The sequence below is a fragment of the Mycobacterium sp. NGS66 genome, assembly GCF_059812225.1.
On record NZ_JCALCG010000002.1, the window covers coordinates 365309 to 380094 of the forward strand.

General features: G+C 66.7%; 14 protein-coding genes. 5 read left to right on the plus strand and 9 right to left on the minus strand.

Annotated elements, in window-relative coordinates; genetic code table 11:
* Positions 1 to 127: 127 nt before the first annotated feature.
* The 3 genes from AC5Y2L_RS06215 to AC5Y2L_RS06225 all read left to right on the plus strand — a co-directional run bounded on the left by AC5Y2L_RS06215 (position 128) and on the right by AC5Y2L_RS06225 (position 5648).
* Entirely contained in the window at positions 128 to 2776 is a 2649-nt protein-coding gene (locus tag AC5Y2L_RS06215) for a MinD/ParA family ATP-binding protein (protein ID WP_499932490.1), read from the plus strand.
* Between the two features lie 130 nt (positions 2777 to 2906).
* Positions 2907 to 3677 carry a methyltransferase domain-containing protein gene (locus AC5Y2L_RS06220; RefSeq protein WP_499932488.1) on the plus strand — a complete coding sequence of 257 codons (771 nt, stop codon included), beginning with the start codon at positions 2907 to 2909 and terminating at the stop codon, positions 3675 to 3677.
* Between the two features lie 33 nt (positions 3678 to 3710).
* Complete coding sequence (locus tag AC5Y2L_RS06225) at positions 3711 to 5648, plus strand: protein kinase domain-containing protein (RefSeq protein ID WP_499943683.1); 1938 nt, start codon at positions 3711 to 3713, stop codon at positions 5646 to 5648.
* A gap of 68 nt (positions 5649 to 5716) precedes the next feature.
* Here the strand turns inward: AC5Y2L_RS06225 and AC5Y2L_RS06230 are convergent, their stop codons facing one another.
* From AC5Y2L_RS06230 to AC5Y2L_RS06270, 9 genes are all read right to left on the minus strand, one after another.
* Positions 5717 to 6013, minus strand: coding sequence for a hypothetical protein (locus tag AC5Y2L_RS06230; protein ID WP_499932484.1), 297 nt, complete (start codon positions 6011 to 6013; stop codon positions 5717 to 5719).
* A 17-nt stretch (positions 6014 to 6030) separates the two neighbouring features.
* On the minus strand, positions 6031 to 6303 hold the full coding sequence (locus AC5Y2L_RS06235; protein WP_499932482.1) for a hypothetical protein: 273 nt from the start codon (positions 6301 to 6303) through the stop codon (positions 6031 to 6033).
* A 66-nt stretch (positions 6304 to 6369) separates the two neighbouring features.
* Positions 6370 to 7188: an ESX secretion-associated protein EspG gene (locus tag AC5Y2L_RS06240; RefSeq protein ID WP_499932480.1), complete on the minus strand. Its 819-nt coding sequence runs from the start codon at positions 7186 to 7188 to the stop codon at positions 6370 to 6372.
* On the minus strand, positions 7185 to 8267 hold the full coding sequence (locus AC5Y2L_RS06245; protein ID WP_499932478.1) for a PPE domain-containing protein: 1083 nt from the start codon (positions 8265 to 8267) through the stop codon (positions 7185 to 7187). The genes AC5Y2L_RS06240 and AC5Y2L_RS06245 overlap by 4 nt, the downstream gene beginning before the upstream one ends.
* A 63-nt stretch (positions 8268 to 8330) precedes the next feature.
* Positions 8331 to 8621 (minus strand): PE family protein, encoded by a 291-nt coding sequence (locus AC5Y2L_RS06250; RefSeq protein WP_499932476.1) that lies wholly within the window; start codon positions 8619 to 8621, stop codon positions 8331 to 8333.
* A gap of 10 nt (positions 8622 to 8631) precedes the next feature.
* Complete coding sequence (locus AC5Y2L_RS06255) at positions 8632 to 10011, minus strand: hypothetical protein (protein WP_499932474.1); 1380 nt, start codon at positions 10009 to 10011, stop codon at positions 8632 to 8634.
* An 11-nt stretch (positions 10012 to 10022) separates the two neighbouring features.
* Positions 10023 to 10313, minus strand: a complete 291-nt coding sequence (locus AC5Y2L_RS06260) for a hypothetical protein (RefSeq protein WP_499932472.1) — start codon at positions 10311 to 10313, stop codon at positions 10023 to 10025.
* A gap of 156 nt (positions 10314 to 10469) precedes the next feature.
* Entirely contained in the window at positions 10470 to 10820 is a 351-nt protein-coding gene (locus tag AC5Y2L_RS06265; protein WP_499932470.1) for a YbaB/EbfC family nucleoid-associated protein, read from the minus strand.
* Complete coding sequence (locus tag AC5Y2L_RS06270) at positions 10817 to 11152, minus strand: hypothetical protein (protein ID WP_499932468.1); 336 nt, start codon at positions 11150 to 11152, stop codon at positions 10817 to 10819. Before AC5Y2L_RS06270 ends, AC5Y2L_RS06265 begins: the two co-directional genes overlap by 4 nt.
* A 246-nt stretch (positions 11153 to 11398) precedes the next feature.
* Between AC5Y2L_RS06270 and eccA the strand changes: the two genes are divergently transcribed.
* The gene (gene eccA / locus AC5Y2L_RS06275; protein WP_499932467.1) at positions 11399 to 13234 is read left to right on the plus strand and encodes a type VII secretion AAA-ATPase EccA; all 1836 of its coding nucleotides are present in this window, start codon (positions 11399 to 11401) and stop codon (positions 13232 to 13234) included.
* 137 nt (positions 13235 to 13371) lie between these two features.
* Complete coding sequence (locus tag AC5Y2L_RS06280) at positions 13372 to 14757, plus strand: MinD/ParA family ATP-binding protein (RefSeq protein ID WP_499933174.1); 1386 nt, start codon at positions 13372 to 13374, stop codon at positions 14755 to 14757.
* Positions 14758 to 14786 lie beyond the last annotated feature (29 nt).

Below are 14786 nucleotides of genomic sequence, written 5' to 3' on the forward strand. Positions count from 1 at the left end.
GGCCTGAGCGCGAATTCCGTCGTGGGCCGCGCAGCTGGCTGGCAGCGCCAACTTGAAAATTAAGCATTTTGCGCTACGTACGATTAGAGACGGTGCGCAAATCCTGAACTGACTGAAAGGGGGGACGTTGGCCAAGCACACGCCCGCCGAGGACGAGCGCGGGTCGCTGGCGCGTCCGCCCTGGTTGCCCGACGAGAACAAGCGACGACGCGTCTACTTGGGCCGGGGGAAACGGCAGGACAAAGGCGACGCCGGCAAGCATCGCGCCGACGAGGCCAAGGCGGAGGTCAATGGCCACGGGTCGGTGAAGCCGGAGGGGTCGCCGGAGTCCAAGCCTCGGCTCGAATCCCGACAGCAGCACCCGGTAGCCGCCGAGGCCATCCCGGATTCCGCCCCGGTCAGCACGAGAGAGTCGCAACCCAGGCGGGTTGCGGTGCGGTATGACCCGTCCCGGCGCCCGCAGCCGTTGGATCGGCCCGCGACACCGCGACCGTGCGTCCCCGGGATGGCCGACGAACCACCGCGCACCTCTGAGCCGCCGCGCCGCCCTGCGCATGGGCTTGACGTCGACGATGTTCCGGAGGCCCCCCTTGCTCCGCCGCGTGATGAACAGCCCGTCGCCACGGAGCCAGCGGCGGCGGCGCCGCCCGTAGAAGACGACCAACCACCAGAGCGGGCCGATCGAGAGGCGAGCCAGGGCGCACCGACTGAGCCCGGCGAAGACGTCACCCCCGAAGCTTCCGATGCGACGTCGCATGCCGAGCCGTGGTCGGAGCCCGTAGCAGATTGGGCCGCTGAAGCTCTGAAAGAGCCAGAGCCGCAAGCTTTTTCCTCCGCGCCGGAGGTGGCGGCACAGCCTGAGGACGTAACTGAGGAATTCGGTGAGTTTGCGACGACTGCCGAACCCGAACGTGTGGAGCTCTCGACCGAACTCGAGCCACCCGTGGATGTTCCGGCGCCGCATGAACTGGAATTCGACTTTTCGGTAATCCCCGAACCGGTCCAGCCAGAGCCGGTTCCCGATACCTCGGAAGAGCCTGACGCGTTCTCCGAATTACCGGCGACCGACGAGCCCGCATCCGCTGCAGCCGCACCGGAAGAACCCGATGAGATCGAGTTGCGCGCCGCAGCCCTGCTGGAGCAGATTGCGGCCAGGCGCGCAGAGGCTTCCGCTGCGCCGCATGAGACGGCGCCGGACTGCACGCCCGCCGACGAATCCGACCCGACGGCCCCGGAATCGGCGGCCGCGCAGGTGCCGAGTGATGCTGAGGCGCAGGTGGATTCATCGCAAAACGATATCGGCGAAACGCCGTGGCTGGCGGAAGACGCGGCCGGCGAGGTCGAGGCACCACTGACAGACATGCCCGAAATCGACTCGCCGGATGAACCGTCGGCGGACCCGGTCGCCGAACAGGACGGGCCGGAGACTGCGCCGCCCGCTGAGCAACCGTCGAAGTCGCCCGCTGCACGCCGTCCGGCGTTGCCCCCTTGGCAGATGGCGAGTCCGATCATCCCCGCAGAGTTCGAGCGGATTCCCGACGACGACGCAGGGATGACACCCGAGCAGCCGCCCGCACCAGCACCAGAACCGCCGGCGGCAGCCACGCCACATCGCACGCCGCATCCCTCGCGGCCGCCGGCGCCGCCGGCGAGATTCCGTCCGGGGCCAGGGCCAGGTGCCCCACCTCCATTTCCACCACCACCACCGCTTCCGGGTCCGTTTCCACCACCACCGTGGTGGCCCGGGCCCCCGCCCGGTCAGCATGCCCAGCCGAAGGCGCGCCCGGGACCGCCGCGGCCGCCGGTCCACGGTCCGCCGCCGTATCAAGCTTTCCGGGCGCCGCCGTCAATAGACGAGGCTGAGATCACCAACCCGTATCGCTTTGCGCCGCCGTCGGGTTGGCGCCGGTTGGTGCATCACGTGACTGGCGGTCATGTCAACCCGGGCGCATCGCGCAAGGAACGCACGCAGGAACATCTGCTCGCCGAAATCCGCCAGCCGATCGCCGGCGACTTCCGCATCGCCGTGCTGTCGATCAAAGGTGGCGTCGGAAAAACCACCACCACATTCGGTTTGGGTTCGGCGCTGGCGATGGTGCGCCACGACCGGGTGATCGCCGTCGACGCCAACCCGGACCGCGGCACCTTGGCCGAGCGCGTCGGCGACACCTCGACCACATCGACCGTGCGCGACCTGTTGTCGGACCCGAACATCCACCGCTACGCGGACGTTCGCAACCACACCCTGATGGCGGCTAGCCGGCTGGAAGTGCTTGCCAGCGAACAGGATCCCGCTGTCGCAGAGGTGTTCGGCGCCGAAGACTACCGGCGCACGGTGGAGATCTTGCGGTACTTCTACAACGTCATCCTCACGGATTGCGGCACCGGGATCATGCACTCGGCGATGTCGGCGATCCTGGACTTGGCCCACACCATCGTGCTGGTGAGCTCGCCGGCCATCGACGCCGCGCGCAGCGCGTCGGCAACGTTGGATTGGCTTATGCAGCACGGACATTCGGGCTTGGTTCGGGAAGCTCACGTGGTACTCAGCGCGTCTCGCCCGGGTTCGGCAGCGCTCAAACTGGACAAGGTGTACGAGCATTTCCAGCCCCGTTGCCGCTCCATTCATCTGATCCCGTTCGACCCTCACCTCGCCGAAGGCGCCGACGTCGACTTCGCCCGGCTCAGGCCGTCGACCAGACAGGCCTATCTGGAACTGGCCGGTGCGGTGGCCGAAAACTTTGGACGGCTGCGCGGCCCGCGAGAGCAGACGTAACACCGGCAAAGCCGACCGGCCGAAAGTGAATCTCACGACGCGGCAGCGGCGTGTCGCGTCGCAGGATTCACACTCGCACGACGTTCCCGACGCCCTCAGCGACCGCCGTCGGCGTGCGACGATGTGCGACGTGGAGCGCACCTTCGAAGAGCTGGTCGCCGAGGCCGCCTCGGTATCGGTAGCCGGCTGGGACTTTTCTTGGCTGGACGGCAGAGCCACCGAACAACGCCCCTCCTGGGGATACCAGCGACTGCTGCGTGCCCGCCTGCCACAGGTCAGCTCGGCGCTGGACATTTACACCGGCGGGGGTGAGGTGTTGGCCGGGGCCGGTCCGACCTTTCCCCCGACGATGGCGGCGACCGAGCCGTGGCCACCCAACATCGCCCTGGCCACCCAACTGCTGCACCCGCTCGGCGTCGTCGTGGTCGCCACCACAGGCGATCAGCCGCCGCTACCGTTCGCCGATGCCGCGTTCGAGCTGGTGTGCAGTCGGCATCCCTCGGCGGTGTGGTGGGGCGAGATCGCCCGGGTGCTCAAACCCGGCGGCACGTACTTTGCTCAGCATGTCGGGGTGATCTACCTGCGCACACTGATCGAGCACTTCTTGGGGCCGCAACCGGAACGCCGGATTCGTGGCCAGCTCAACCCCGACACCGTCAGCGTCGAAGTCGCCGCAGCCGGCCTGGAGGTGGTCGACCTCCGACACGAGCGGATCCAGCTGGAATTCTTCGACATCGGCGCGGTCGTCTATTTCCTGCGCAAGCTGGACTGGATCGTTCCGGGGTTCGCGGTCGAAAACTACCGGGATAAGCTGCTAAAACTGCACCACCAGATCGAAGCCGAGGGAAAATTCGTCACCCACACCTCGCGGGTACTGATAGAGGCCCGCAAGCCGGGCTGACGCCGAGGCGATCGTGACCGCTAGGGGGTGCCGTTGGTAGACGAACCGCCACCCGGCCACACCACAGCCGAGTGGTCCAGCGCATCGCGTTTCGGCCACTACGTGCTCACCCAACTGCTGGGCCGCGGCGGGTTCGGCGAAGTGTATGCGGCCGTCGACACCAAGAAGAGCCGGACCGTTGCGCTGAAGCTGTTGCCGCCGTCGTATTCGGGCAACCCGGTTTTTCGTGCGCGGCTGTTTCGGGAAGCCAGCACCGCAGGCCGGCTCAACGAGCCCCACGTTGTGCCGATCCACGACTACGGCGAAATCAACGGCCAGCTCTACATCGACATGCGCTTGATCCCGGGTTCTGACCTGCGAGCCGTCCTGGACGAAAGCGGGGCACTGGATCCGGCGCGGGCGGTTTCGATCGTTACTCAGATCGCCTCGGCGCTGGATGCGGCGCACGCCGAACAGATCATCCACCGCGACGTCAAACCCGCCAACGTCCTGCTGGCTCCGGGCGACTTCGCCTGCCTGGTCGACTTCGGGCTGGCCAACGCTGCCAGCGACGCCAAACTGACCACCGCCGGCAACACCATCGGCACCTTCGCCTACATGGCCCCCGAGCGGCTCGCGGGTGGCGAAGTCGATCACCGCGCCGACGTCTACGCCTTGGCTTGTGTGCTCTACGAGTGCCTTACCGGTACGTCTCCCTATCCGACCGGCGATGTGGCTGCCCTGATCGCAGCACACCTGGTAGCTCCTGTGCCCCGCCCCAGCCAAGAACGCCCAAGCATCCCGGCCGAGTTCGACGAGGTCGTCGCCAAAGGCATGGCCAAAGACCCCGAAGACCGTTATGCGAGTGCCGGCGAACTCGCCGCGGCGGCGAATCGGGTACTGAACAGCTCGGGTGCGTCGTCTCCCGCCGAGGCGGCTACCGCGCGTCGCGGGGGCACGGATGCCGTCGAACCGACCACCCGCCCCCGCAGGAGGGCATTGCTTGTGGGGATCGGCGTCATCGTGCTGGCGGCCGCCGCGGCGATCCCCTACTGGGTTGGCCATTGGCACCGCAAGCCGGTCAACCCGCCGCACAGCACCGTACTGGCCCTCGTCACCGCCACCATTCCGGTCGGCAAGCACCCCGAGGGTGTGGCCGTCGACCCCGCGACCCACACCGCCTACACCGCCAACTATGGCGACAACACCGTGTCGGTCATCGACACCGTCAGCCGCAGCGTCACCGCCACCATCGGAGTGAACAGAGGTCCGCTCGGGGTGGCCGTTGACCCTGTCACGCACACCGTGTACACCGCCGACAACCGGGACGACACGGTGTCGGTGGTCGACACCACCAACCACACCCTGAGCGCCACCATCAAAGTCGGCACCAACCCGTGGGGGATCGCGGTGGACCCCGCCTCCCACACGGCGTATGCGGCCAACAACTGGGATAACACGGTGTCGGTCATTGACACCGCCAGCCGCACCGTCACCGCGACGATCCAAGTCGGCAAACACCCGGAGTGGGTGGCCGTCGACCCCGTCAGCCACACCGCATACGTCACCAACAACAGCGACGGCACCGTTTCGGTGATCGACACCGCCAACCACACGGTCACCAACACCACGATCACCGTCGGAAACGGACCGTTGGGGGTCGCGGTGGACCCCACCGCTCACGCCGCTTACACCGCCAACTACGGCGACAACACCGTGTCGGTGATCGACACCAGCAACCGCACGGTGACCGCCACCATCAAGGTCGGCACCAACCCGTGGGGAATAGCCGTCGACCCCGCGACCCACACCGCGTACACCACCAACAGCACCGACGGCACCGTGTCGGTCATCGACACCACGAGCCACGCCGTCACGGCCACCATCAACGTGGGCGCCCGCTTGTGGGCGGTGGTCGTCGACCCTGCGACACACACGGCCTACACCGCCAACAGCAATAACACCGTTTCGGTCATCGCGCCGACCCACTGAGCGCGGGCCACCGAAACCAGAGGCCCGGACTCACCGCCGATGGCAAGTCCGGGCCTCGTCGAACGACATCAACCCAGGATGTTGGCTGCCTGGCTGTTGTCGAGGTCCTGGACCAACTGGTTCTGGTCGACCGCCCGCACCTGCGTGGCGTGCAGATCCTGGATGATCCCGTCCATCTCCTGCGAGAACCTGACGCGAAGCCCGTTGATCTCCTCAGGTGCATGCCCGGTGTAGGGGCCCGAAGTCAGCGCGTTGAACAGACCGTCGATCTCGGTCCGCATTTGTTCGGCATCCGCAGTGATGCTGCGGATGGCGTCCAGCGTGCTGTAGTTGGCTTCGAAGTTGTACTTAATGCCGTATGTCATGAGTTTGTACCTACTTTCTAGCCGCCGTCGACGTTGCGGTGGGCCTGAATGAATTGCATGGAGCTTTGCGCGAGGCGATCGGTTTGCGCCTGGATCTGACGCATGTGGTCGAGGTGCTCGGCCATCCGGGCGTGGAATGACTGAGCTTGCTGCCCGTGCCAGTTCAGCTGCACCATTTGGTCGACTTCGTCTTCCATTTTGGCCAGCAGCCGATCCGTGGCCTGCAGATGATCGTTGATGTTCTTGACATGAGGATCGGCATCTTCAGTGAGTTCAAATTGCCCTGCCATGGTTTCTCCTTTGTCGTGTGTCCCAAAGAGCTGGACACGGTGGTCTGTTTCTCCCTCGATACCGTGCTAAGCCAATGTCGCCTCCCACCCGTCCGGCGACAATTCGACGAGTTGACTGACGGCCTGCCCGATCGCGTGATCGGTGCCCGGCTTCAGCGTGGTCCACAGTTGTCCGCTCGGTGAGGCGCTGGGCGCCCCGACGATCCGGCCTCGTTTGGTGTAGAAAACCCCGACCGCCGCCGGCCGTCGCGAGATGCGGTCCTGGTCGCTGCACAGGGCGTAGTAGACGATTTCGGCGAACGCCATCCGCGACGACAGAGCCGAACCCAGCATCATCGCCGCTCGCGGCTCGGCACCCAGGGCTCGCACGCGATCGGCCAATTGCGCGCCGTCGTGGGTGCCGATCAGGTTGCGGCTCACCGTTTCGGCCGGCGCGCCTACCGGCGACACCTGCGCGGCCTCGGCCCGCGGCAACTCGGCGAGCAACGCCTGGGTGCCCCAGGCCAGGTCGGCAGGGCCGTCGGCTGCCCGCAGCACGATCTCGTCGCGGACCCGTCGCGCCACCACGCCGTAACCGCCGCAGCGCACGACGCATATCCGCGCGATGCCGTCCGGCGTGACCAGACGCATCGCCAGCTCCCGCTCCGGCCGGCGTAGTGCGCGCAATATCGGCACTAAGTCCGGCTCGATCGCGCCGTCGCTGATCAGGCCGCGGGATACGAGATTGCGGGTGGCCGCGTCGAATGCCGCCTCGAGCGCGTCGACGGTCTGGTACCTGGGACGCACTCCCAGGACGGTGGGGAATCCCTGGATACCGATCCGGGATCCGATCACCTGCAGCTCATCGTCGGACAAGGTGAAACCGGGAATGACTGCGGTGGTCATAGCGTCAACTCCTTGTCGGCGCCGATCACCGCGGGGGAGACCCAGCGATCGGACACCTGCTGCAGCGTGCGCTCCGGCTCTTCGGCAAAGGCCTCCACGGGCTGGGGCTCGGGGGCGGCGAGCTGATCGAAGATCGCGGTGTTGGGCCCCCAGCTGACATGTTCGACGGTGAACGGCGCATCGCTTTGTTGGGCCGCCGGCAGCCAGGAGTGGTCGCCGTCGGACAGGCTCGCGCCCGGTTCGCCGCCGCCTTCCAGCGGCTCCGTCTCCCGGAACGACTCGTATGAGCGGCCGCCTTCATCGCGCCGGTGCCCGGCCATCGGCGCGTAGCCCGCCCCGCCGCGGCCCATCCCACCGTTGCCCGACCCATTGCTGGCGAAGCTGGTCTTCTTCAACGGTTTTGCGTCTGCGCTGCCTTTGACCGGGGTGGCCATCATCGGCGACAGCTGCCGCGGCGCGCCCCCACCACCGCCGCCGCCACCGCCGTGTGAACCACCGCCGGACTTACCGTCCTTCTCGGCTTTGAGCGCGGCGCCATTGACGATCTGCGGCGGCAGCGGCTGATCCCAGGGTTGGGCCAGTTCGGCGACGGCATCCTCGTAGCGGCTCATCACCGCGGCGGCATCGGCCTGCTGCGCGGTCGCGGCCTCGTCGAACTCGGCGAACCTGCCCTGCAAAATCGCGCCGTTGTAGGCCGACAGCGACGCCATCATGTCTTGTGCCGCTTTGGCTTCCACCGCTTCGGCGACGCTGGGCATCGACAGGATGGCGACGGTGTTGGCGACGGCGGCCTCCTCGGCCCGACGCCCATTTGCTGCGGCGCTCAGAGCAGCCGCCTGTATCCATTTTCCGAATGCTTCGAGTTTGCGGACGACGGCTTCTGAAGTGTTGCTCTCCCAGGACGTTCTGATGCCTTCGATGATTCTGTCGTAGTCGGCCGAGATCTTGGCGAACTCATTCGCCACGCGAATCCACGCGGCGCCGGCTTCACCGACCGAGGATGGTCCGGGGCCTTCGGTCAGGTCGCGCGCGAGCTGCTCGGTGCTGCGCGATTCCCACACGACGTTGGTGAATCCCATTCCTTAGCCCCCTTTCCCTGCCTTGTTCGTCAGATGCCTTGAGCGACAGCGTGTTTCGGGTAGTCAGGTGGCGAGGTCCGCGTCGACGATGCGTCCGGCGTGCGAGCGCAGCGTTGCCGACACCTCGTGCATCTCGTTGGCGCCCTGATCGGATGCCTTGGTGAACGAGCCAAGGACCTCGTTGAGGGTGTGGGCGACGCGTTGGGACACCTCGTCGCGGCCCGAGGCGATGGCCGTAAGCGTGGGCGTTTCGGTCTGCACCACACGCTGCATGCGATTCGCGAGTTCGTCGAGCTGCCTGGTTACCTCGGTGACCTCGTCGGGACGGATTGACAGGCGGTTGTTGTCGGTCATCTCACTACTCCTAGATCTGAAGTTTGACGTCGGGGCTGTCGTCGGGATCGGTGGCGGTTTCGCCGATAACCGGTGGGCTGGCGTTTCCGAGGTCGCCGACGATCTCGCCGCCCTGATCCGTCGTGTGCAGGAATGACGCGGACGTATGGCTGCCGCTCGCGCCGGCTTTTCCGCCGTGGGCGCCGTAGCCGGCACCGGGGGCCATCATCCCCGCGCCGCTCATCCCGGCACCGCCGGCTGCCGGCCGGGCGACCACGGAGCGTCCCGGATTCGCGGCATTGTTCTCGTTCTGCACCATCGGCGAGGAAGGGGTCGTCCGCGCCGGCGTGGTGGCGACCGGCCCGCCACCGCCGCCGCCATGTCCACCGCCGCCGGGATGGGTGGCACCCACCATCCGGGCCGGATGAGCGAGACCGGCAGCCGGTGCGGTGGCGCCGGTGCCTGACGCCTGGCCCACGCTCGAGATCAGGCCCGTGCCGGCCTGTAGGCCCGCCTGCAGCGCTTGGGTACCTGCCTGGACGCCCATGGTCAGCGGCATCGCCCCCATGGACAGCGCGGGCCCGATCATGCTCATCCCCACCGACAGCATCGGGCCGACCATCCCCATGGCCATTTGCGGTCCCTGGGCGATCGCGAGTGGGGCGCCGGTCGCCCCGGTCGCCGCTGCTTCGCTGGTCAGTGTGCTTTCGAGTTCGGTGACGCATGCGGTGGCCCGAGCGGTAGCCCGGGATGCCGATTCGACCATGTTGGCTGCGGTCCAGGGCAGCCCGGCAGAAAGGGCCTCGAGCTCGTGTTGGCACTGCGTGAGAATCTCGATCAGTCGCGCGTGAGCCTGCTCGACGTTGGCGGCAGCCGCGGTGTAGTGGCCGGCCAGCGCGGTGCCCTGGCCCGCGACGGCGGCGCCGTTGGCCAGCGTTTCTCCCGTCTTCGCGGCGGCGGCGCCGGCACCGGCACCGGCCCAGCCCTGGCCACCCATGCCGCCGGCCATCTGGCTCAACGCCTGCTGCAGGCCGCCGGCCGCACTCTGGAATGCCTGCGATACGCCGCTGAACATCTGGGTCGGGTTCAGGCCCTGGAAGACGCCGGGTCCCAGGGTGCCGAGCATGTCGGTGATCGGTTTGAGTAGGCCGCCGCTGAACCCGCTGCCCATGCCGCCGGCGCCCGGCGCTCCGGTGAGGTTTGCCGGTATGCCTTCGCCCGGCAAAGCGGAAAAGTCCGGCCCGGGGGGCAGCTGCCCGAGGTTGAATTGGTTCAAGATGTCCTGCACTGGCCGATTCAGCCAGGCTTGCAGGTCGTTTTCCAACTGGTTGACGACCGGCAGATGATCGAAGTCCGGAGGCTCGGCATGACCGGGTAGCCCTGCGTCCGGAGCGGATTCCAGGGAAGCCATCGCGTGAAGTCCTAGACTTCGGTGATCGTGTCGACTGCCTCGTGGGTGCCCTGCACCAGGCCGGTCGCAATGCCCAGGCCGAGGTGGTTCACCGCCGTTTCCATCGCACCGGTGAAATTGTTAGCGCTCGTTTCGTACAGTGCCGGAATCATGTTCGTCACCGCGAGCGGACCGTAGACCAGCGACCACTCGGCCAGCTGGGCGCTGGTGAGCGCGCTGTACGAACCGGTGATCAGCGCATGCGCGCCGGTTTGGGCCCCGGTGAGCCCCTCCATGAACTCGGGTTGCATTGCAAATGGCATGGTTTGCTTCTTTCCCCCAGGTTTCCACTGACCCTGCAGCTTGCGCTGGTGGTTCAACCGTAAGTGCGCCCCCCAGCAATAAACTGCACGAATTTAATCAGAGTCTCGTCGCGCCCGCGATTCAGCCCGCGGTTGTGTCTGGCGTGCTTGCGACCGTTACTCCGGCTCGACGATGGTGCCATCCGAGCGGACCAGCGGAGCCTTCTGCAGTTCGTCCATGCGCTCGGTGAACTCCTTCAGCAGAAAGCTGTACCGCTCGGCGGCCACCCGGGCCGCGGCTTGCGCCGTCTCGACGATCAGCGCAGCCAGGACGTCGGGATCGAGCCGGCTCGCGGGCGGCCCCAGCCACAAACCGGTGAGTTGGCCCAGCCCGTCGACTTCGGCGCTGACGGCGCGATTACGACTGGTGACGCGCGCGGTGATGGTTTTGGACTGCTCGGTCATCGACTGCAGCAGATCGCGTTGCTTGATGGCTCGCGCGATCACCGACTGCGCCAGGCTGGTCATACCGACCTCATCCAGGTCGCCGGTGGTTCGTCGTCCTCGTCTTCGCCGAACAGCTCTTGCTCGGCCCGGGCGAGGTCCTCTTCGGTGGGCAGGCCGAGCTCGCGGATCACCGACGCCGGGTAGCCCTGGTCCGCCAGATCCCGGCGGTAGGCGAACTGGGCGCGCAGTGCCGACAACTGGCAAAGCGCAAGGATCTCGCCGGCCAAATCCTGCGGCGGCCGGCGGAGTTCGCTGCGGTCGATCTTGAGTGCTGTCGGCAATCCACGCTCGGTGGTGACGACCGCGATGGTCCCGGTGCGAGACCGGACGGGTGGGCTTTGTCGTCCCGTCACATGCGTCACCTCCACGTGTCGCCAATGCGTCGGAGCCTTGGGCCCGGATTTGGCCCCGGATTTGGCGACGGAATGAAACTCATCAGCTCGGTACAATACTGTCTACCGCTGAGACGTGGGGAAAGGATGTCGGTGCCGCTTCGCGGTACGGCTGCAAAAGTTCGTTGCCCAAGCCGGCGGCCGTTTCATGTGTGCGGCGCGACTGGCACCGGCGGTGAGGGCACTAGCAGTAAGGACACCGAACAGATGAGTGGCACCAGGGACGCGCAACGGGTGTTCGACGCCGGCGTGTTGTCTCTGGGCATTCCCATCGACGGGGTGGAGACCGACCGCGACGTGCAGTACGCCGCCCTGGCGTTCAAACGCGCCACCGAGCACGACCCGCAGATGAGTGACGCCTGGCTGGGACGTGCTGCCGCAGGCGATGTCAGCAGCGAAGTGATCTACAACCTGTGGCGGACCAGCAAGGAGAACCTGAACCGCGAGCAACGTCGGCTCGGGCTGCCGCGGCACGCGCTTTCCGCCCGATTCCAGACCGGGCTGTACCTGGATTACACGTTGAGCACGCTGACCGAAGTGTGGCTGGCGTACGCGGCCAGCATGATCGCGGGCAAGGATTACGACGAGGCCGAGCGGGTGCTCGACGAGCTGGACACCATGCGTCGGTCGATGCCCGACGGCGACGCCGAGTCCGCGGAAATCTGTGCCTACGTGCGGGCGGTGCTGCACTTCACCACCCAGCGTTGGCCGGATGTGCTTGCCGCCCTTGCTAATTCGAGCTCGTTCCGGGACGAGTACATTGCCGCCGGCGCGCATCTGATGGTGGGTTCGGCGTGCGCCCAAATGGGCCTCTTCGGCGAGGGAATCCGCCGGCTCGATCAGGCGATCGACGGGCCGATCCCGGCCGCCAGCCGGGCAGCGGAATTCTGCAAGGGCCTGACGCTGCGGGAGATGGGCAAAGAGTCCGAGGCCAGGGTGATCTTCGAGCGGATCTACAGCGAAGAGCCCGGATTCGAAGCCAATGCGGCGGCGCTGCACGATCCGAAATATCGCCTCATCATCAGCAGCAAAGAAGACATCGATTCCCGTACCGACAAGTGGGATCCCAGCACGGCGCGCAGCGCGCGGGACATCGAGGCCGAAGGCATGACCGAACGCAGCAACGAGTACCTGCGTGCGGCACAGACCGAGCTGGACCGTCAGATCGGACTGAACGACGTCAAACTTCAGGTGGCCAAGTTGAGGTCAGCGGCCAAGTTGGCCAAGGTCCGCGAAGGCAAGGGGCTGAGCGCCGCCGCGCGCAGCCTGCACCTGGCCTTCACCGGCCCGCCCGGGACCGGCAAGACCACCATTGCCCGGGTCGTCGCCCAGGTTTATTGCGGTCTGGGCCTGTTGAAGACGCCGGCCGTGATCGAGGCCAAGCGCAGTGATTTCGTCGGAGAACACCTGGGCAGCACGGCGATCAAGACCTCGGCTCTGATCGATTCGGCGATGGACGGGGTGTTGTTCATCGACGAGGCCTACACCCTGATCCAGAGCGGCCTGGCCGGTGGCGACGCGTTCGGCCGTGAGGCGGTAGACACCCTGCTGGCCCGCATGGAGAACGACCGCGAGCGTCTGGTGGTGATCATCGCCGGGTACGACGCCGAGATCGACCGGTTTTTGGCGGCCAACGAAGGCTTGGCTTCGCGGTTCTCCAAACGGATCCGGTTTGCTTCGTATACCCCGACGGAGTTGGGCGACATCGGCCGACTGATCGCTAAGACGCGGGACTCCGAGTTGTCCGAAGGGGCATACGACGAACTGGTGGCTGCGTGCCGGCTCCTGTACGACGGCGAGTCGATCGACGACTCCGGCCAGTTGCGCCGCGATATCGACCTGGTCGGCAACGGACGGTTCGTCCGCAACGTGATCGAGGCGGCCGAAGAGGAGCGGGAGTATCGGCTGAGCGAGCGCCAGGACATCAGCGTCGACGATCTCGACGAAACGGAGTTGATGCGCATCGAAATCGGCGACATGCGCGCCGCTTTGGAAAACGTGCTCGGTATGTCCACCCGGCCGCTGACTTCGAGAACTCGATAGTGAGCCAGTCCGACGCTCCCAAAACCGGATCGGTGTTCAAGCCGAGCACCGAAGCCGACACCATTCCGATTCCGGTGGCACGCATCCAGGCCGAGCTTGCGGAAGAGGGTCTGGAATCGGGTGCTGTCGCCGATGACGTGACGGTGGCCGTCGACGAAGCGGTTGTCGACGAAGCGGTTGTCGACGAGGCGGCTGCCGAGCCGGTGGCGCGGAGCCCGATGTCGGACGTCACCCGGGTCATGGAGGTGCCGCCGCCCCCATCGCCGCCCGCAGAAGCCACGCCGGTCCCTGCCGCTTCGGTTGCCGACGCCATGCCGATCGCTGAGGTCACGGCCGTCGTGCCATCCCCGCCGCCACCGCCGCAGACACCGCCACTGACACCGCAACCGCCGGTGCGGCCGGCTCCACGCCCCGAGCGTCCCGTCGCCGCTGTACCGCCTCACCCGCCGCCTCCGCCGGTGCGGCCGGCGCCACCTCCGCCGCGGCCGGATCCGCGGCTGCGACCGCACGCATCCCCGCCGGTGGCCACGCCGTTCACCACCGCCCGGCCGAGCACCCCACCCGCAATGCCCGGCGGCCCGGACCCGCGCATGCCGTCGCACACCGACCTCGGCCTGGTGCGTCGCGCCAGGCCGCTGCCGCAGAGCGGTTGGCGCAAGGTCGTACATCGCGTCACCGGCATCAATCCCGGCGAATCCGAAGAGGAGAACACCCGCCAACGATTAGTGGCGCGGGTAACTCAGCCGGTGCGCGGCGATTACAGCATCGCCGTGTTGTCGATGAAGGGCGGCGTCGGCAAGACCACGACCACCGTCGGTTTGGGATCGACCTTCGCGGCGGTGCGCGGTGACCGGGTCATCGCGGTCGACGCGAACCCCGACTTCGGCACGTTAGCCCAGCGGGGGCCTGATCAAAGCCGATCCACGGTGCGGGATCTGTTGTTGGACGACAACATCTTTCGCTACTCCGACATCCGCAGACATACCTCGCAGAGTTCGAGCCGGCTGGAAATCCTTGCGTCTGAACGTGATCCGGCAACCTCGGAGGCGTTCTCCGATGCCGACTATCGGGTGGTGATTCGGCTGCTGCAGCGCTTCTACAACCTGATCCTCACCGATTGCGGCACCGGCCTGGTGCACTCGGCGATGGAAAGCGTGCTCGACGAGGCAGACGCGATCGTGCTGGTCGCCTCGCCTGCGATTGACGCCGCCCGCAGTGCTCTGGCGACGCTGGACTGGCTGGAACACCACGGTCGTGGCCATCTGGTGCCCAATGCGACCGTCGTGATCAGCGCCTCCCGGCCCGGGAAGTCTTCGGTGGATCTCGACAGGCTGGCCGCCCAGTTCAAGACCCGGATCCGCGCCGTCCACGTCATCCCGTTCGACGACCATCTGGCCCAGGGGTCGGAGATCGTGCTGGACCTGATGGCCAGTCGAACCCGGCAGGCGTTCCTCGAGCTGGCCGCATCGATCGCGGACGGATTCGCCAATACCAAACGCGCAGAACGTACCTCGCGCGGCTAAGGCTCCGAATTCAGCAGAGGCACTAATCG